The sequence below is a fragment of the Polaribacter sargassicola genome (genome assembly GCF_021991835.1).
Taxonomy (GTDB): domain Bacteria; phylum Bacteroidota; class Bacteroidia; order Flavobacteriales; family Flavobacteriaceae; genus Polaribacter; species Polaribacter sargassicola.
In genome coordinates, this window is record NZ_JAHDAU010000008.1 from 123741 (window position 1) to 142661 (window position 18921).

Annotated in this window: 13 protein-coding genes and 1 tRNA gene; 3 read left to right on the top strand and 11 right to left on the bottom strand. The window is 30.5% G+C overall.

Features of this window, described 5'->3' with window-relative positions; genetic code table 11:
- Position 1 precedes the first annotated feature (1 nt).
- Positions 2–3040, bottom strand: coding sequence for a SusC/RagA family TonB-linked outer membrane protein (locus KI686_RS13225; RefSeq protein WP_237589800.1), 3039 nt, complete (start codon positions 3038–3040; stop codon positions 2–4).
- A 313-nt stretch (positions 3041–3353) separates the two neighbouring features.
- On the opposite strand from KI686_RS13225, the gene KI686_RS13230 reads away from it, so the two are divergent.
- Together KI686_RS13230 and recJ are read left to right on the top strand one after the other, a co-directional pair.
- Positions 3354–3785, top strand: coding sequence for an OsmC family protein (locus KI686_RS13230; protein WP_237589801.1), 432 nt, complete (start codon positions 3354–3356; stop codon positions 3783–3785).
- A 14-nt stretch (positions 3786–3799) separates the two neighbouring features.
- Positions 3800–5485 carry a single-stranded-DNA-specific exonuclease RecJ gene (gene recJ, locus KI686_RS13235; RefSeq protein WP_237589802.1) on the top strand — a complete coding sequence of 562 codons (1686 nt, stop codon included), beginning with the start codon at positions 3800–3802 and terminating at the stop codon, positions 5483–5485.
- A gap of 140 nt (positions 5486–5625) precedes the next feature.
- On the opposite strand, the gene KI686_RS13240 is transcribed toward recJ, so the two are convergent.
- From KI686_RS13240 to KI686_RS13265, 6 genes are all read right to left on the bottom strand, one after another.
- Complete coding sequence (locus tag KI686_RS13240; RefSeq protein WP_237589803.1) at positions 5626–5997, bottom strand: VOC family protein; 372 nt, start codon at positions 5995–5997, stop codon at positions 5626–5628.
- A 181-nt stretch (positions 5998–6178) separates the two neighbouring features.
- Entirely contained in the window at positions 6179–8584 is a 2406-nt protein-coding gene (locus tag KI686_RS13245; RefSeq protein WP_237589804.1) for a helix-turn-helix domain-containing protein, read from the bottom strand.
- A gap of 63 nt (positions 8585–8647) precedes the next feature.
- On the bottom strand, positions 8648–9016 hold the full coding sequence (locus tag KI686_RS13250; RefSeq protein WP_237589805.1) for a DUF2200 domain-containing protein: 369 nt from the start codon (positions 9014–9016) through the stop codon (positions 8648–8650).
- A 68-nt stretch (positions 9017–9084) separates the two neighbouring features.
- Complete coding sequence (locus tag KI686_RS13255; protein WP_237589806.1) at positions 9085–9756, bottom strand: YiiX/YebB-like N1pC/P60 family cysteine hydrolase; 672 nt, start codon at positions 9754–9756, stop codon at positions 9085–9087.
- Between the two features lie 165 nt (positions 9757–9921).
- Positions 9922–11133 carry a 2-oxoglutarate dehydrogenase complex dihydrolipoyllysine-residue succinyltransferase gene (odhB, locus tag KI686_RS13260; protein ID WP_237589807.1) on the bottom strand — a complete coding sequence of 404 codons (1212 nt, stop codon included), beginning with the start codon at positions 11131–11133 and terminating at the stop codon, positions 9922–9924.
- Positions 11134–11262: 129 nt separating this feature from the next.
- Positions 11263–13998: a 2-oxoglutarate dehydrogenase E1 component gene (locus KI686_RS13265; protein WP_237589808.1), complete on the bottom strand. Its 2736-nt coding sequence runs from the start codon at positions 13996–13998 to the stop codon at positions 11263–11265.
- Positions 13999–14180: 182 nt separating this feature from the next.
- Between KI686_RS13265 and KI686_RS13270 the strand changes: the two genes are divergently transcribed.
- Positions 14181–14254 (top strand) — tRNA-Asn (locus tag KI686_RS13270).
- Between the two features lie 123 nt (positions 14255–14377).
- Here the strand turns inward: KI686_RS13270 and KI686_RS13275 are convergent.
- The 4 genes from KI686_RS13275 to KI686_RS13290 form a co-directional block, all read right to left on the bottom strand.
- Positions 14378–15142, bottom strand: a complete 765-nt coding sequence (locus KI686_RS13275) for an SDR family NAD(P)-dependent oxidoreductase (protein WP_237589809.1) — start codon at positions 15140–15142, stop codon at positions 14378–14380.
- Positions 15143–15198: 56 nt separating this feature from the next.
- A complete protein-coding gene (locus tag KI686_RS13280; protein WP_237589810.1) occupies positions 15199–16485 on the bottom strand; it encodes an MFS transporter in 1287 nt (428 codons plus the stop codon).
- Between the two features lie 20 nt (positions 16486–16505).
- Positions 16506–17216 (bottom strand): FadR/GntR family transcriptional regulator, encoded by a 711-nt coding sequence (locus tag KI686_RS13285; protein ID WP_237589811.1) that lies wholly within the window; start codon positions 17214–17216, stop codon positions 16506–16508.
- Between the two features lie 157 nt (positions 17217–17373).
- A complete protein-coding gene (locus KI686_RS13290) occupies positions 17374–18912 on the bottom strand; it encodes a RagB/SusD family nutrient uptake outer membrane protein (protein WP_237589812.1) in 1539 nt (512 codons plus the stop codon).
- Positions 18913–18921 lie beyond the last annotated feature (9 nt).

Below are 18921 nucleotides of genomic sequence, written 5' to 3' on the forward strand. Positions count from 1 at the left end.
TTTAAAAAGTTAATTTAAGACCGATATCAAAACCTTTAGTATTTGGTGTACCTAGGTTATCAACACCTACAGACCCTGCTCCAGGAACTCCACCACCAAAAGCATTAATCTCTGGATCTACACCACTATAATTTGTAAATGTTAATAGATTTCTACCCGTTAAAGAAATTTCTAAATTAGAAATTGGTAGACGATCTAATAAACCTTGACCTAATCTATAGTTTAAACTAACATATCTTAAACGAGTATAAGAACCATCTTCAACAAAATTTTCTGAATTTAAAGCATAATAATTTTGATAATATTCTTGGTTTTTTGTTACTGCAATATCATTTGGTGTTCCATCTGCTTTTACACCAGATATAATTGTTGTTTCTCCTCTATCTAAAGTTGTAGCACCTACACCGTAATAAGCTAAGGCTGATGCTGTAGCGTTATAAACTGTATTACCTTCTACAATATCTAATAAAAATGATAATCCAAAGTTTTTATATCTTAATGTACTAGAAATACCTAATGTAAAATCTGGTTGTCTGTCTATATCTGCATAAGTTTCATCTGTTAGTGTTGGGTATCCATTATCACCAATTAAAACTTCTCCATTTTCATTTTTTATTGCTCTTTTTCCTCTAAGTGAAAATAAAGAAGCATCTAAAACTCCTGCACCTGCAGCAGAGTTTAAGAAAGTCCACGAATCAGATAAATAAACCTCATTAATTTCTCCTGGTAAATCTACTACAGTGGTAACATTACTACCAAAGTTAAAGTTTACATCCCATTGTAACTCAGATGAAATTGGCATTAATTTAATAGATAACAAAGCCTCTATACCTTCGTTTTCTATTTCTCCACCGTTTAAAGTGGCATAAAAAGTACCTGCTGTTGGTGGAACACGTATATCTGTTAATATTTGATTATCTGAAATACTCTTATAATAAGTAGCATTAAAACTTAATCTATCATTTAAAAAACTAGAATCAAAACCAAACTCCCAACTATTTGTAAATTCTGGTTCTAAAGCCGCATTACCAACATCTACTCCATTATATGCATAACCTGTACTACCTAACCCATTAATTTGAGTAACTAAATAACTCTCTAATTGACCAATAGGAGCATCTTTACCAACTTGCGCCCAAGTACTTCTTAATTTTAAATAACTTAAACCATTGTTTTCTGATTTAATATCAAATAAATCTGTAAGAACAGCAGATGCACCAACAGAAGGATAAAAGAAAGATCTACTCTTAGAAGGAAGTGTAGAAGACCAATCGTTTCTACCTGTAACATTTAAATATAACGCATTTTTATATCCTACTTTAATTTCTCCGAACACACCAACATTTCTTTTTCTAGCAATACGCTCTAAAATTGTTTGATTTTCTGATGAAACGTTACTTATATTATAAATACCAGGAGCTAAAAACCCATTACCTGTTAAATAATCTGTTCTAACATTACTATCTTCTATAGTATTACCTGCCAATAAATTTAATTCAAAATCTTCTGATAAGGCTTTTGTATAAGTTGCTATAAAGTTTGAGGTATATTTTTTATATAATCTTTCGTACTGAGAAATATATCCCTCACTTCTAGATTCATTTAAAGATCCATTTGCTGTTACTCTTTTACTATGTTGATCATAAATATCTGCACCAAACTTATAAGATAGGTTTAAGTTAGCATTAATAGCATAATCTAAACCGATAGAACCAATAAATCTGTTTAACTCATTTGTATTAGGGCTATTTTCTAAACTCCAATAAACATTATCAAACTGTTGCCCTGTATAAAATTGTTTTTGAGTACCATCTACATCAATATAATCTTTAATATCAACATTAGAAGGATAATTTAATAAACTTGTAATACTTCCTCCTGTAGCATTTCCTTGACGCGTACTGTTAATATTAGTTCTTATATAATTACCTAATATAGATAATGTAAGCTTATCTGAAAGTTTAGAATTTTGTGTAATTCTAAAAGTAGTTTTTTTGTAAGAAGTAGTAGGTATTACTCCTTCATTATTTAAATTTCCTAAAGAAAAATAAGTATTCCCTTTAGCATTACCACCTGTATAACTTGCAAAGTAGTTTTGAGAAACTCCTGTTTTATAAAAATCTTTTATATGGTTATATGTTTTTGTACCAGAAGAAATTGCTTCTCCCCAAGAAAGTGGACTTTCTAAATTATAATTAACACTACCATCTGTTTGAACAATTTGTTCTCCTTGACCGTATACTTGTTGAATATCTGGAGTACCCATTACATTGTCTACAGAAAGAGATGAAGAAACAAACACTTTACTTACACCTTCTTTTCCTTTTTTAGTAGTAATTATTACTGCTCCTTCTGCTGCCTGAATACCATATAATGCTGCTGCAGCTGGCCCTTTAAGCACTGTAATACTTTCAATATCTTCTGGATTTAAGTCTGATGCTCTATTTGTACTAGCAACTTCTGAACTTGAGTCTGTAGAGTTATCTATTGGCAAACCATCTACAATCATAAGAGGCTGATTATTACCTGTTATAGAAGTACCTCCACGAATCATAATTACAGAAGAAGATCCTGGCGCTCCACCAGAACTTGTTATTGTAACACCAGATACTTTACCTTGTAAAGAATTAACCATATTATTTTGGTTACCCTCTAAAAGTTCTTCAGATTTTAATGCTTGTGCCGCATAACCTAAAGATTTTTTTTGTCTTTTAACACCAAAAGAGGTCACAACAACCTCATCTAAAACACTAGAATCTTCTTCTAATGTAACATTTAAAATAGTAGCACTTGCTACAATTTCTTTAGTCTTAAAACCGAGAGAGGAAAAAACTATTGTTTCACCTTTTTTAACTTTAATAGAATACATTCCATCAAAATCTGTACTTGTACCTTTTGATGTACCTTTAATTAATACACTTACACCTGGTAACACTCCTGAAGCATCTGTAACCTTACCTTTTACATTAATTTCTTGAGCTAAAAGCCCCATAGTAAACAATAAGAAAACAGAAACCGAAAAAAAAAGTTTTTTTATCATGAAAACATTTTTATTGATTAATATTTTGCATAAAATTACTTAAAAAAACCATAATAAATGCAAAAAACTAAACAAAACAGCAAAAAACATTAACAAAATAGATTAAATTGCAATAATTATGCAATAAAATATAAAAATATAGACAATTACCCTAAAGGCAATAAAGTCTTAAAAAAATCCATTATTATCACTTTTTGGAGTATAAAACGCTTTTTCACTAAAAACATTCTATTCTTTTTAACGAATAACTAATACTCGTTTTGTTATTTTTGTAAGAATAGCTTAACAACACTTAATTTAAAAAAAATATATAATGGTTAAAAATATAGTTACAACAGTTTGGACAGAAAAGTCTCTATTTGAAACAGACAACCCTAGCGGACATAAATTTACAATGTTTGATAAATCTCAAGATAACGGAGACACAGTCGGTTTTGCCCCAAAAGCTTTAATGTTATCTTCTTTAGCAGGTTGCTCTGGTTTAGATGTAGTTTCTCTATTAACTAAAATGCGTGCAGAAGTAGCAGATTTTAAAATTGAAGTTACTGCCGAATTAACAGATGAACACCCAAAATATTACAACAAAGTAAAAGTAGATTATCATTTTACAGACAGTAATTTACAACCAGAAAAAATACAAAAAGCAGTAAATTTATCTGTAACTAAATATTGTGGAGTTATGGAAATGTTTCGTCAATTTGCAGAAGTTGAAACAGAAATTCACTTACATAAAACAGAAATGTAATCGTAAAAACTACTATGAGATGGACTTTAAAACCAACACCTGCAAATGAAAAAGTAGAAAAACTAGCCAAAGAATTACAAATTAATAAAACATTAGCTACTATTCTTTGCCAAAGAAATATTGAAACTTTTAATGATGCTAAAAAATATTTTCGCCCTAGTTTAGAAGATATTCACAATCCTTTTTTGATGAAAGATATGGATTTGGCTGTTGAAAGGATAGAAAAAGCAATTGCCAATAACGAGAATATTTTAATTTACGGTGATTATGATGTAGATGGAACAACAGCAGTTTCTTTGGTTTCTTCTTATTTAAAGACCATTCACCCAAATATTGCAACTTATATTCCTGATAGATATGCAGAAGGTTACGGTGTATCTTTTATAGGAATCGACTTTGCGCAAGACAATGATTTCTCTTTAATTATAGCCTTAGATTGTGGTATAAAAGCCATTGATAAAGTTGCTTATGCAACCGAAAAAAATATCGATTTTATTATTTGTGACCATCATAAACCTGGAGATGAAATACCCAAAGCAATAGCAGTTTTAAATGCTAAAAGAGAAGATTGTAATTATCCTTTTGATGAGCTTTGCGGTTGTGGTGTTGGTTTTAAATTGATTCAGGCTTTAGGCTCTAAAAGAAATCAAACTATAAAAGATTTTATTCCGTATTTAGATTTAGTTGCTACTGCAATAGCAGCAGATATTGTACCAATGAATGGAGAAAATAGAGTTTTGGCGTATTATGGATTGCAAGTAATTAACAAAAATCCTAGAAACGGAATTAAAGCAATTATTCATCAATCTAAAAAAACAGAACTTACAATTACAGATGTTGTTTTTACAATTGCTCCAAGAATAAATGCAGCCGGAAGAATGAAACATGGTAATTATGCTGTTGAATTATTAACTGAAATGGATTTTGATGCAGCAGTAGATTTTGCTGCTGCTATAGAAATTTTTAATGCAGATAGAAAAGATTTAGACAAAAAAATTACTGATGAAGCTATTATTCAAATAATTGATAACGAAGAAGAAAACCGTTTTACATCAGTAGTTTATCAAGAAGATTGGCACAAAGGTGTTATTGGTATTGTAGCTTCTAGATTAATAGAAAAATATTACAGACCTACTTTAGTTTTTACTAAAAGTGGCGATAAATTAGCAGCTTCTGCGCGTTCTGTAAAAGGTTTTGATGTTTACAATGCTTTACATGCATGTGAAGAATTTATAGAGCAATTTGGCGGACATAAATATGCTGCTGGTTTAACTTTATTGCCAGAAAATTACGAGAAATTTAAAAATAAATTCGAAGAAGTAGTAAAAACAACTATAGATAAAGAGTTGCTAACTCCAGAAATTTCTATCGATGCAGAAATTGATTTATCAGAAATTACACCTAAGTTTTTTAGAATTATTCAACAAATGGCACCTTTTGGCCCCATGAATATGAAACCTGTTTTTAAAAGTACTTGCGTAAGAGACAATGGTTACGGAAAACAAGTTGGTGCAGATAAAACACATTTAAAATTAAGTGTTTTTCAAGGTGATAATAAAAAAACATTTAATTCTATTGGTTTTGGCTTAGGCGAAAAAATGGAATTTGTTAAAAATGATTTTGATATTGTTTATGCCTTAGATGAAAACGAATGGAATGGACATAAATCTATTCAATTAATGTTAAAGGATTTGAAGTAAAAAATCATTAGTATTATTTTTTTCAAATGTCATTCCGAAGGAAGAATGAGGAGGAATCTCTTTTTATATACATTTTGAGAATTCTCAATCGCTGAAAAAGCTCATTTCGAAATGAGAACTCAAAAATTTCTCTTTAATAACTAAACATGTTGATCAATTAAAATAGTATTTCCATCAGGATCTAAAACTACAAAACTTGCAGGTCCCGATGTTGTTTCATCTGCTTCAGAAACCAAGGTTTCACCTTCTTTTTTCAAGTGCTTTTGTATCGTTCTAACATCATCAAATTCTTCCAATTTATTGGCACTTTCATCCCAACCAGGATTAAAAGTCATAATATTATTTTCAAACATTCCTTGAAACAAACCAATTAAGGCATTCCCATTTTTCATAATAAGATAATTCTTCTCTATTTCGCCTGCAAACACAGAAAACCCCAATTTTTCATAAAATGCTTTAGATTTATGAATGTCTTTTACTGCTAAACTGTTAGAAAATGCACCTAATTTCATAATTGATATTTTTAGTTGATGTTTTAAAGTTATGAAATTATTTTTTTAATAAAAAACCCACTCCTAAATTAGAAGTGGGAAAATTGCTATGAAAAAGAAAAATGATAAGATGTCTCTTATCACATTTATTTAGACGTAATTTTTTAAAAAAACTTGCGCTTAATTTTATTTTTTTTTGAAATTAATTTTCCATTGACAACAAAGCCATACGTAACTCCATATAACTAAAAGATTTATCTACTTTTTCTTTTAGTTCTGTTAAGCTTTTAAATTCAGTTTCTTCTATTTGATTTATCAGTTTTTTATATTTTTCTAGCGGAATTAATTCTAAAATATCAACATCTCCAGACGGAATATAACTTGCCAAATGACTCTCTATAGTTCCAGTTGTTAAACTACGTTCTTTGGCAATTTCTTTAATAGAAAGTCCAGATTTAAAGAGCTCTAATGTAATTTGTTTAGTTGATTTTTTGTCTTCTTTTTTTTGTTCGTTTTGTTTATTAATTCCGTTTTCTTTGCAATATTTTTCTATAACCTCTAATATTTCTTCTCCGTATTTAGAAAAACGTACTTTTCCCATTCCTTTGACCTTTAACAGTTCTTTTTCTGTTCTTGGCAAAGCATCGCAAATAGCATATAAAGTTTCTTGTGTAAAAATTTGAAATGCAGGAATATTTTCTGCAATTCTAATTTCATCTCTTAATTCGCGTAACTTTAAAGCTAAAATAGGATCTTTTCTAGTAGACAATTTTTTCTTTTTAGTAGTTGGTGCAGATTTTTGTAAAACAGCATTAGCTCTTACTTTTAAATATTCTTGCACCTTAAAACCATTCGTCATTTTGTTTAAAGCAAATAACTTTTCTAACAATTTTTCTTGTAAAGCATCAAACTGAGTAGTAAAATCTTTCTTTACAGCTTTGTTATCCGAAGAAAACTCAATTGTATTTAAAGGTTTTAAAATGTTGTTTTTAGTCTGATTTAAAAAATAATCTACAGCTTTTGTAAAACGTTCTTGAATTTGAGAACTATTTTCTGGTAAAATACTATTCTCAGAAATATTGTTTAACTGGTTTTTAAAACTGTTAGCAACTTTCATTAAAGCAACAACGCCATCATCTTTTATAGTTTGTAAATGATCTATAACATCACCTTTTATACTTGTTTTATTTTTGTAAAAAATGTCAATTAATCTAGAAGTTGGATACAAAAAAGGTTGATAATCGAATAATTCTGCCATTAAATTTAATTGAAATTTTTTCTCAGAATCGTTTAAAACACTTTCATCCGGATGATTTTCTTCTACACTTTCATTAAAAACGCTTACAGTTCTATCATTAATAATAGCATTGCTAGTAATTGGGGTTTTTAAAACCAAACCTTCTAAAGAAGTACATCTACTTAAAGCAACATACGTTTGTCCATGCGCAAAAGAAGCTTCTGCATCTATAATTGCTTTTTCAAAAGTTAAACCTTGGCTTTTATGAATTGTAATTGCCCAAGCTAAGCGTAACGGAATCTGAGAAAAAGAACCAGAAATATCTTCTTTTATTTCTTTAGTTTCTTCGTTAATAGAATAATTTATGTTTTCCCAAGTTTCTTTTTCGGTAACAATTTCGTCAATTTCATTGGCACATTGTACGGTTACATTTTCTGATGAAATATCGGTTACAATTCCTATTTTCCCGTTGTAATATCTTTTTTCTGGTGATGAATCATTTTTAATGAACATTACTTGTGCACCAATTTTTAACTCTAATTTTTCTGAATTTGGATACGAGTTTTCATTAAACTTACCAGATACTTCTGCGTTAAAATAATAGCTTTTATTTTTAAGTTTATTCAGCTCAGAATTGTTAATTAAATTTGCTCTATTATTGTGTGTTGTTAATGTAATATAACCATCATCTTTTGTAGGAGAAAAAGAAGGGTTATAACTTTTATTTAATATTTCTGCAGATTTTTCTGATAACGTATCTGTTCTTATTTCATTTAAAATGGTAATAAAATCTTCGTTTTTCTGACGATAAATATGTTTTAATTCTATAGAAACCACATTGGCTTCTTGGTATGCTTTACTGCTAAAAAAGTAAGCTGTATTGTAATGTTGTTGTAATAAACTCCACTCATTTGGCCTAACTACGGGTGCTAATTGTTGCAAATCTCCAATCATTAAAACTTGTGCACCACCAAATACTTTGTTTCGGTTTTTGTAACGACGCATTACTTGATCTATACCATCTAACAAATCTGCACGAACCATAGAAATCTCATCAATAATTACCAAATCTAACGATTTTATAATATCAATTTTTGTTTTAGAAAACTTACGCTGTTGGTTTGTATTTGCTATTTGATCTGGTAAAATAGGACCAAAAGGCATCTGAAAAAAAGAATGAATAGTAACACCTTTTGCATTAATTGCTGCGACACCAGTTGGCGCAACAATAACCATTCTTTTTAATGATTCTTTTTTTATTTGATGTAAAAAAGTAGTTTTTCCTGTACCTGCTTTACCGGTAATAAAAAGATTTCTATCTGTTTTTTCTATAAAGTTTAAAGCAAGTTCTAATTCAGGATTTTTTGGCATTTTTCAATTTTTGTTGCAAGGTAAATAATTAAATAAATTGAAAAAGAAAAAACAATCTAATATTTAAGAGCGTAATATCTTTTCCATTTTTCTACCTTTTGCTAATTCATCAACAAGTTTTTCCATTTGTCTGCATTGCTTGTAAACTTCGAACTCATCTTCAATTTCTTCAATTCTATAACCACAAACAACGCCTTTAATCATATCTGCATTTGGATGCATTTTTGCTTGCTTAAAAAACTCTCTAAAAGTTACTTTTTCTTCTATAAGAGATGCTATTTTAGCTTCATTAAAACCCGTTAACCATTCTAATACTTGATGAAACTCTTCTTTTGTTCTACCATTCTTTTCTAATCTATTCCAATAATGAGGATAAATAGATGCAAAAATCATATTAGCAACTTTTTCATTTTTTTCTGCTGTAACCTTCATTTTTTATGATTTTTTAATTTGATTTAAAGTTACTATTTTTTTGCAATTTTTATGACACAGACTATTCTTTATTCATTTTCATAATCATGTATAAATGTAATGTAAGGACTACTAGCCATTAAGTTAGGGTTTGTCCCTTCAACTCCTTCTGGAATTGGCTGATTATATTTTTTATAATAATTAACCCAACTAACCATTGGTTTACCGGTTTTATCATTAAAAGTCATTGGATGTGTAGCAAACGGAATATCAACCTTTAAATCTTGATAAGAAAACATTTTATAAACTAATTCTGAACAGTAATAGGAATTATCATCCCACAAAAAAACAGCATCATATGGTATATTTAATCTTTCAATTCCGTAATCAATTGCTTTAGAAATGTAAGGTTGATAAACTTTATCTAATCTTGCAACTGTAGTTTGCGATTTGTTGTACTTATTTTTATGCCTATTTAAAAACTCTTTTAAAGGAGTTTTACTAATGCCTTTTTTAGGAATGGCTTCTATAACAAACCATTTTTCATCATCTTCCATTGCAATACCAACATGCGAATAGTTTTTAGAAACTGAAGTTGCTGTTACATCTTTTATAGCATTGTCTATTTCATCTGTACCTGTATTTTGAAATAGTAAGTCTCCTTGTTTTAGTTTAAAAGCATTATTTTTTTGTTTATTGCAACTAAATAAAACAAGGGTGAATATAAAAATTGCACAAGTTTGATTTAATATTTTATTCATAATACTTTTATTTTAGGGTTTTCAAAGTTCGTGTTTTTTGTTGAATTGTTACTAAAGTGAATTGTTACAAATAAAAAAATCCCAAGCAAAAGCCTAGGATTTTAATATTTTTATGAAAAACTTTGACAAGCTCAGTTTTACATATTTATGAACCCAGATTCTGAGTTACATTTCTAATGCTTTTGCTGGGTTACCATCCATTAATAACTCAACAGGGTTTTCTAATGCTTCTTTTACAGCAACTAAGAAACCAACAGATTCTCTACCATCTACAATTCTATGATCGTAAGATAAAGCAACATACATGATTGGTTGGATTACAATTCCGCCATTTACAGCCATCGGTCTATTAACAATGTTGTGCATTCCTAAAATTCCACTTTGTGGAGGATTAATAATTGGCGTTGATAACATAGATCCAAATACACCACCGTTAGTAATTGTAAATGTACCACCAGTCATTTCATCAATAGTAATTTGACCATCTCTAGCTCTTAAAGCTAATCTTTTAACCTCTGCTTCTACACCTCTAAAAGTTAAGTTTTCTGCATTTCTAATTACAGGAACCATTAAACCTTTTGGTCCGGAAACGGCAATAGAAATATCTTGAAAATCGTGCTTAATTTGAAAATCTCCATCAATCATAGAGTTTACATCTGGATACATCTTTAAAGCTCTAACAACAGCTAAAGTAAAGAAAGACATAAAACCTAAACCAACACCATGTCTTGCTTTAAAGTCTTCTTTAAATTGAGAACGTAAATCAAAAATTGGCTGCATATTTACTTCATTAAAAGTAGTTAACATGGCAGTTTCGTTTTTAACAGTAACTAAACGCTCTGCTACTTTTCTACGTAACATAGACATTTTTTTACGCTCTGTTCTTCTAGAACCACTTGCAGGTTGAGTTCCCATAGAAGGTACTGCTTTTACAGCATCATCTTTAGTAATTCTACCATCTTTTCCAGTTCCTTTTACAGCAGAAGTAGCAATTCCTTTTTCTGCTAATACTTTTTTAGCTGCAGGAGAAGCTGTACCTGTTGCATATGTATCTGCTTTTGGTGCTTCTTTTACCTCTTCTTTCTTTTCTTCTTTTGGTGCCTCTGTTTTTGCTGGTGCATCACCTTCTGGTTTTGCAGCATCCATATCAATTAAACAAACAACTGCACCAACAGCAACTGCATCTCCTTCTTCTGCTTTTAAAGTGATAATTCCACTTTCTTCAGCAGGTAATTCTAAGGTTGCTTTGTCAGAATCTACTTCTGCAATTGGTTGATCTTTTTCTACGTAATCTCCATCTTCAACTAACCAAGTTGCAATTTCTACTTCTGTAATCGATTCTCCTGGAGAAGGAACTTTCATTTCTAAAACACTCATGGTTTCTTTTTTTTATTTTTCTGATTATTAATCAGCTTTTAATTTTATATTGGTTTTATTACTTTTTGCGCTTTAAAAGGCTCTCTATTATTTTATCTAACGAATAAAATAACATTCGCCTAAATGCACCTAATCGTTACTAAAAACACTGTCTATAACAGCTTTGTGACGTTTTTTAAATCTTGTACTTGAACCCGCTGCAGGTACTGCATAATATTTACGAGAACGTAAGTTTAATTTCACTAATTCAAATCTTTCTAACATAAAGCTCCACGCTCCCATATTTCTAGGCTCTTCTTGTGCCCAGATATATTCTTTTACATTTGGATATTTATCTATTACTTTTTGAATTTTTTCTAAATGTAAAGGGAATAATTGCTCTATTCTAACTAAAGCAACATCCTCTCTTTTATTTTCTTCTCTTTCTGCTAATAAATCATAATAAAATTTACCCATACAGAAAACTAATTTTTTAACACCTTTTGGGTTTACAGTATCATCTATTACTTCTTGGAACTCTCCATTAGCTAAATCTTGTATTGTATTTACCGCTTTTGGATGACGTAATAAACTCTTAGGAGTAAACACAATTAAAGGCTTTCTATACTTACGTTTCATATGTCTACGTAATAAATGATAGAAATTTGCAGGAGTTGTACAGTTTGCAACCGTCATATTATCTACGGCACATAATTGTAAATAACGCTCTATTCTTGCTGAAGAGTGCTCTGATCCTTGTCCTTCATAACCGTGAGGCAATAAAACAACAATTCCGTTTTGTAATTTCCATTTATCTTCTGCTGCAGATATATATTGATCAAACATTATCTGTGCCCCGTTAGAGAAATCTCCAAACTGTGCTTCCCAAATAGTTAAAGTATTTGGATTTGCCATGGCATAACCATAATCAAAACCTAGTACACCATATTCAGACAACAACGAGTTATATATCGTCATTTGTCCTTTATTTTTTGGGTTTGTATTTAATAAGTTTATTCTTTCTTCTGTAACTTCATCTCTTAAAATAGCATGTCTGTGAGAAAAAGTTCCTCTTTCTACATCTTGTCCAGAAATTCTTACATTATAACCTTCTTCCATTAAAGAACCATAAGCAAGATTTTCTGCCATACCCCAATCTAACTGATTTATTTCAAAAGCCATTTTAGCTCTACCCGCTAAAATACGTTCTGCTTTTCTAACAAACTTTACGTTTTCTGGCACTGTAGAAACAACTTTTGCAATTCCCTTTAGACTTTCTTCATCATACTTGGTATCATCAGTAAGTAGCATTGCTTCTAAATCCTGACGTTCAAATCCTTCCCAAGTAGACTCCATAAATTCTCTTACTTTAGAAGTTTCTTCTTTCTTAGCTTCTTCAAATTCTCTTTCGAGCATTTCTTTAAACTCAGTAGTAATTTCGTTTAAGTAAGATTTATCTATAGAACCTTCTGTTAGCAGTTGATTAGCATAAATATCTTTTGGATTTTGATGCTTAGATATTGCTTTATATAGTTTAGGCTGTGTAAAACGAGGTTCATCACCTTCATTATGTCCGTATTTACGGTAACCTAATAAATCAATAAAAATATCTTGCTTAAATTTCATTCTAAACTCTAAAGCCATTTCCATTGCATGACAAACAGCTTCTGTATCATCTGCATTAACGTGTAATACTGGAGATAAAGTTACCTTTGCTACATCTGTACAATAAGTACTAGAACGAGCGTCTAAATAGTTAGTTGTAAAACCAATTTGATTATTTACAACAATATGTATTGTACCACCAGTTTTATAACCATTTAATTTTGCCATTTGAGTAACCTCATAAGCAATACCTTGACCTGCAATTGCAGCATCTCCATGAATTATAATTGGCAATATTTTACTTTCATCGCCATCATATTTTCTATCAATTTTGGCTCTAGTAATACCTTCTGCAACAGCAGCTACAGTTTCTAAGTGAGATGGGTTAGGTACTAAATTCATCTTAATTTCATTACCATCTCTATAAGTTTTACTTAAAGTTAAACCTAAATGGTATTTTACATCACCATCAATATCTTCATCTTCAAAATCTTTTCCTTCAAACTCGCTAAATAAATCTCTAACAGGTTTTTTAAAGATATTTACTAATGTGTTTAAACGACCTCTGTGTGCCATACCGATAACACATTCTTTAACCCCATATATTTCTGCAGCATCTCTTAAGATAACACTCATACCAGGAATTAAAGTCTCTCCACCTTCTAAAGAAAAACGTTTTTGACCAACATATTTTGTTTGTAAAAAACTTTCAAAAGTAACAGCTTGATTTAATTTACCTAGAATATACTTTTTAGCTTCTGTAGAGTAATTAGGATGATTATCATTTTTATTGAACCTTTCATGCCACCATTTTAATTTTTCTGGATTACGCATATACATATATTCAACCCCTATAGAGTCGCAATAAATGCGTTTTAAATTCTCAATGATTTTAGAAAGAGTTGTTTTACCTAAACCTAACAATTCTCCTGCAGAAAACTCTACTTCTAAATCGTTTTCGGATAAACCAAAATTTTCGATATCTAAAGTAGGTTGATATTGTCTTCTGTCCCTAACTGGGTTTGTTTTAGTAAATAAGTGTCCACGTGTTCTGTAACCATTTATTAAGTCGACTACAAAAAACTCTTTTCTTACTTCTTGTGGTATTTCTGTAGAAACTTCTTCCTCTTCTTTAAAAGAGTATTTCTCATTAGCTAAGTCATATCCTTGAAAAAAACTTCTCCAACTAGGTTCTACCGTATCTGGATTTACCAAATACTTATCATATAAATCAGCTATAAAGCCTGTATGTGCTGCGTTTAAAAACGAAAATTTATCCATATTATAGTTACTATTTTTTTATAAGTATCTAAAGTAGACAAAAATACAATTTTTGATAAAAACAATGATTTATTTCAGCAATTAAAATTTTTAATTTTTTTTAAAAAAAATTAAAAAAAAACTTGCAGGAACTAAAATAAGCTTTATATTTGCACTCGCTAATCACAATTAGTGATGCAAACTCCTCCTTAGCTCAGTTGGTTAGAGCATCTGACTGTTAATCAGAGGGTCCTTGGTTCGAGTCCAAGAGGGGGAGCAAAAAGCCTTATCATTTTATGATAAGGCTTTTTTATTTACAATAAACTTTCATAAAAATAAAAAAAACTGCTTTGTAAATTATACAAAACAGTTTTTATAAATATTGATATAAAACTAGCTTTTAGATACCTAAAGCTTGTCCTCCTCCAATTTGAATAGTTTCTGCAGTAATAAAAGCTGCATCCTTAGAAGCTAAGAATGATACAACACCTGCAACATCTTCTGGCTGACCTAATCTACCTAATAAAATGTTATTTGCCCAAGAAGCAAAAACTTCTGGTTTTGTAGATTTAATTTGAGCATGGAAAGGTGTATCAATAGTTCCAGGAGATACAGCATTTACTCTAATGCTATATTCTGCTAAATCTTTTGCTAATGCTCTTGTAATTGCATGAACTCCTGCTTTAGAAGTACCATAAATACCAGCACCAGGTCCACCTGCATTCCAAGCAGCATTTGATGTATAGTTTATAATTGATGGGTTAGAACTTTTCTTAAGAAAAGGTATTGCAGCTCTTGAAGCAAAAAATACTGAATCAAGGTTTAAAGCCATAACGAATCTGTAAAACTCAGTAGTCATTTCTTCAAATCTAGATCTTCCACCTAAACCACCTGCATTATTTACTAATACGTCTATTTGACCATACTTTTCTCCAATTGCAGTAATATTTTTAGTTACTTCTTCATCTTTAGTAACGTCAAAACCATAGTATTCTGCAGTAATTCCTTCTGCTTCTAATTCTTTTACTCTACCTGCACCTGCTTCATCTTCAATACCATTTAAAATAACAGTATAACCATCTTTACCTAATCTTTTTGCTACTTCAAATCCTATCCCTCCTGTAGCACCTGTTACTACAGCAATCTTTTTGTCTAATGCACTCATTTTAATTATGTTTATTTATTATTGATTTTTAATTAGTATAATTTAAAATATTTGTTCTATTCTACTGATTTAATTTCTTTAGCAAAATAATAGATTGCTCCTAAGCCTAAAGGTACAAATGCAGCAATAGCAACAAAAATTGGTGTATAAGAAAACTTTGCCTGTATTATAGGGACTAAAAAGTTCATAAGTATTACAGAGAATACACCTACCATACCTGCCAAACCAGCTAAAGACCCTACAGATTTACCGCTAAATAAATCACTTGGTAATGTTTGTACATTTCCAATTGAAAATTGGAAACCAAATAATACAAAAAATACAATGGCAACAAAACGTTCTGGTGAATCACCAAACATAACTGTGGCAACTAAACCTAAAAACATAATTACACCACCTATTAAAATCGTATATTTTCTACCTTTATCAATTGAATTTGTTTTAGATATTATTTGTCCAGAAACATAACCTCCTACAATACTTCCTAAAGCAGCACCTACATAAGGAACCCAAGCAAACATACCAACTTCTTTTACATTAAAACCATAAACGTCTGCTAAATAAAGAGGCATCCAACCTACAAATAACCACCAAATTGGCTCTAAAAAGAAACGACCAACTACAATTGCCCAAGACTCTTTATATGATAAAATTTGTTTAAGAGTTAAACCTTTAGTTTCTTCTGTAGCTTCTTGATCTGCTTTACTTTGACCTTCTGATATATACTTTTGCTCTTCTGGTGTAATCCAAGGGTGTTTTTTTGGTCCTGCTTTATTAATTAATAACCAAGGAATGATCCAAATTAACCCAAAAGAACCAACAACCATAAAAGTTGTTCTCCAACCATAAGCTACAAATAATGTTGCAATAAATGGTGGCGCAATAACAGAACCAATAGAAGCACCTGCATTAAATAAACCTTGTGCAATGGCTCTTTCTTTTATTGGAAACCATTCTGCATTACTCTTTACACCTCCTGGCCAGTTACCTGCTTCTGATATACCTAACGTACTTCTAAAAAAAGTAAGACCAACTAATCCTCTAACTGTTGAATGTAAGAAAGATGATAATCCCCAAACACCAATACTAATTACATAACCTATTCTTGTACCTACTTTATCAAATAATTTACCAGAAAACAATTGACCAAGCGCATAAAATACCATGAAAATATTTAGAATTAAACCATAATCACTTTTCGTTAGATCTAATGACCCTGAAATTGAATTGGGTTGATCGTTACTTCCCCACATAATAGCCAGAGCACTTCGATCAATATAATTGATTACTGTTGCTATAAAGATTAGTCCAATAATAAACCACCTTAATCCTTTTACTTTCATACTTAGTATATTTAAAAATGTTAATTAATTTCTATGTTGTAACAATATTTGTAGAGCTCTCTAAAGTGCTCTTTCATTTTTTGTTTTGCTAATTGCGGACTTCTATTTTTTATTGCATCAAAAATAGCTTGATGTTCTTCAATTCTTGAATGTGCTTGTCCTACATCACACACATGATATTTTTCGAAATTAGTTATAATTTCTGGTGTTATAATCAACATAAAAGTATTCATTGAGCTATTACCACTTGCTTTTGCAATTGCTAAATGAAATAACAAATCTTCTTGCACAGCTTCTTCACCGTTTAATATCTTTTCTTTATGAGCTTTTAATGCTTTACTTATTTGATCTAGATCTTCTTCTGTTCTTCTTAATGCAGCTAATCTTGCTGTTTTTAGTTCTAAAAGAATTCTTGTTTCTACTAATGATTTAAAATCTGGTTCATCTAATCTTAAAATATCTTCAACCATTCCGTTTAGAGCAGTAATACCAATATTTGCTATAAAGGTTCCACTTTGTGGTCTTGATTTTAATAGACCATATAATTCTAATTTTTGAATAGCATCTCTAACAACATTTCTAGAAACCTTAAATTTTTCTGAGAGCATTCTTTCTGATGGCAACTTATCTCCAGGCTCTAAATTCTTAAAATTTATTAAATCTCTTATTTGAGAAATAATATTTTTTTGAATATTAAAATTTTCAGGTTTTGTAGTCACCTCTATCTTCATTTATTTTAATTTATGATTGGTAAACCAAATCTTCATTGCAAATATTAATAAAAAATATTTAAAAACCGATTTATTTTATAAATTAAGGTTTTATCCAACCTTTATAATAGTTGGCAGGACAAAACCTTAACAAAACTTAATATACTCTACCTATAATTTAGTACCCAGGATTCTGTGGTAATAAATTAGGATTTCTTTCTAACTCATCTTCTGGTAATGGTAATAAGTAATCATTAGAATCAAAGCTAGCTTTTAATCCTTCTAAACCAGAAGCACCAAAAACCTCTGAACCTATTTGTCTTCTAACAATATCATACCATCTTTTACCTTCAAAGGCAAGTTCTAATCTACGCTCTTCTAATACATCATCAACAGTAACAGTTCCTGTAAGATCTGCAGGCACACTACTTGCTTCAAAAACATATTCTTCATCTGCTCCTGTTTTAGTTGCACCACCTTTTCTTGCTCTTTCTCTTACTTGGTTTATGTAAGTAAGTGCAGATGCATTATCTCCTATTTCAACTGCTGCCTCTGCTGCTATTAAAAGCACTTCTGCATAACGCATCATAGAATAATTATGGCTTGTTGCTCTTGCATTTGCACGCGCAAATAAACCTGGGTAACGCATATATTTTGCAATATAAGGATTGTTTTTAGCAAATTGATGACCACTAATATCAAACTCTGTATAATCTACAACAGTACCTCCAATAGAAGCTCTATCATCTAAACTTACAGCTCTTCTGTAATCTCCAGCATCCCAAGTTGTATACACTTCAAGAGTAGGTACAGCTACAGACCATCCTCCTCCTAAGTTTCTATCATCTCCTCTAATACCTGTCATAGGAGCTGTTTGATCATAAGCATTATCTGCTGCTTCAAAATTATTGTAATCTAAAGCAAAAATTGGTTCTTTAGAAGCATCTATTACATCTGCATTAAATAAATTTTGATAGTTGTCATCTAAAGCTAAATCATAAGTTCCTGCATTATTGATAACTTCTGTTGCTTCTGTAAAAGCTTCTTGATAATTACCCATTGTTAAATGAACCAAAGCTAAATATGAGCTTGCAGCTGCTTTAGAAGGTGTTGCTCTAGACGTTTGCGTGTTTGGCAACCATGTTTTTGCATATTCTAAATCTGCAATAATATTTGCATAAATTTCTGACACTGATGATTTACTCATAGATGTTGCTGCATCAATATCTGTTACAGGCTCATCTATATAAGGAACTTCTCCGAATAATCTTACTAAATGAAAGTAGTAAAATGCTCTTGCAAAATAAGCTTGTGCTGTTACTGGGTTTTTAAGTTCATCATCTACATCTACGTCTGCTGCACCTGCAATTGCTTGATTAGCTGCTGCGATACCTTGATATGTTTTTGGCCAAAATTCACTAATCATACCATTACTAGCTAATGTAGTAAAGTCATTCATTTCTACCCTTCTTGTTTCGTTAGAAGCAAGACTAACCATATCTGAGCGTAACATTAACGCTATAGAAAGTTTTCTTCCCCAAAACTTTTCATTAATTGCATGTGTTAAAGATCCATCTACTGCTGTTTGTATATCTGAAGTAGATTGAAAAAAACCATCTGGTGCTAATAAACCTACAGGCTCTTCTTCTAAGTCTGAACATCCTACTATTGAAAAACTTAACAGTAGTAAGAATAAATATTTATATGTTGTTTTCATGTTTTTTTA

Excerpts from the sequence above, each read along its gene's own strand:
- recJ (WP_237589802.1), top strand. The coding sequence starts at position 3,800 with ATGAGATGGACTTTAAAACCAACACCTGCAAATGAAAAAGTAGAAAAA.
- KI686_RS13245 (WP_237589804.1), bottom strand. The coding sequence starts at position 8,584 with ATGCCAAAAAATCCTGAATTAGAACTTGCTTTAAACTTTATAGAAAAA.
- KI686_RS13265 (WP_237589808.1), bottom strand. The coding sequence starts at position 13,998 with ATGGATAAATTTTCGTTTTTAAACGCAGCACATACAGGCTTTATAGCT.
- KI686_RS13230 (WP_237589801.1), top strand. The coding sequence starts at position 3,354 with ATGGTTAAAAATATAGTTACAACAGTTTGGACAGAAAAGTCTCTATTT.
- KI686_RS13225 (WP_237589800.1), bottom strand. The coding sequence starts at position 3,040 with ATGATAAAAAAACTTTTTTTTTCGGTTTCTGTTTTCTTATTGTTTACT.
- KI686_RS13290 (WP_237589812.1), bottom strand. The coding sequence starts at position 18,912 with ATGAAAACAACATATAAATATTTATTCTTACTACTGTTAAGTTTTTCA.
- KI686_RS13285 (WP_237589811.1), bottom strand. The coding sequence starts at position 17,216 with ATGAAGATAGAGGTGACTACAAAACCTGAAAATTTTAATATTCAAAAA.
- KI686_RS13240 (WP_237589803.1), bottom strand. The coding sequence starts at position 5,997 with ATGAAATTAGGTGCATTTTCTAACAGTTTAGCAGTAAAAGACATTCAT.
- KI686_RS13255 (WP_237589806.1), bottom strand. The coding sequence starts at position 9,756 with ATGAATAAAATATTAAATCAAACTTGTGCAATTTTTATATTCACCCTT.
- KI686_RS13250 (WP_237589805.1), bottom strand. The coding sequence starts at position 9,016 with ATGAAGGTTACAGCAGAAAAAAATGAAAAAGTTGCTAATATGATTTTT.
- KI686_RS13280 (WP_237589810.1), bottom strand. The coding sequence starts at position 16,485 with ATGAAAGTAAAAGGATTAAGGTGGTTTATTATTGGACTAATCTTTATA.
- KI686_RS13275 (WP_237589809.1), bottom strand. The coding sequence starts at position 15,142 with ATGAGTGCATTAGACAAAAAGATTGCTGTAGTAACAGGTGCTACAGGA.
- odhB (WP_237589807.1), bottom strand. The coding sequence starts at position 11,133 with ATGAGTGTTTTAGAAATGAAAGTTCCTTCTCCAGGAGAATCGATTACA.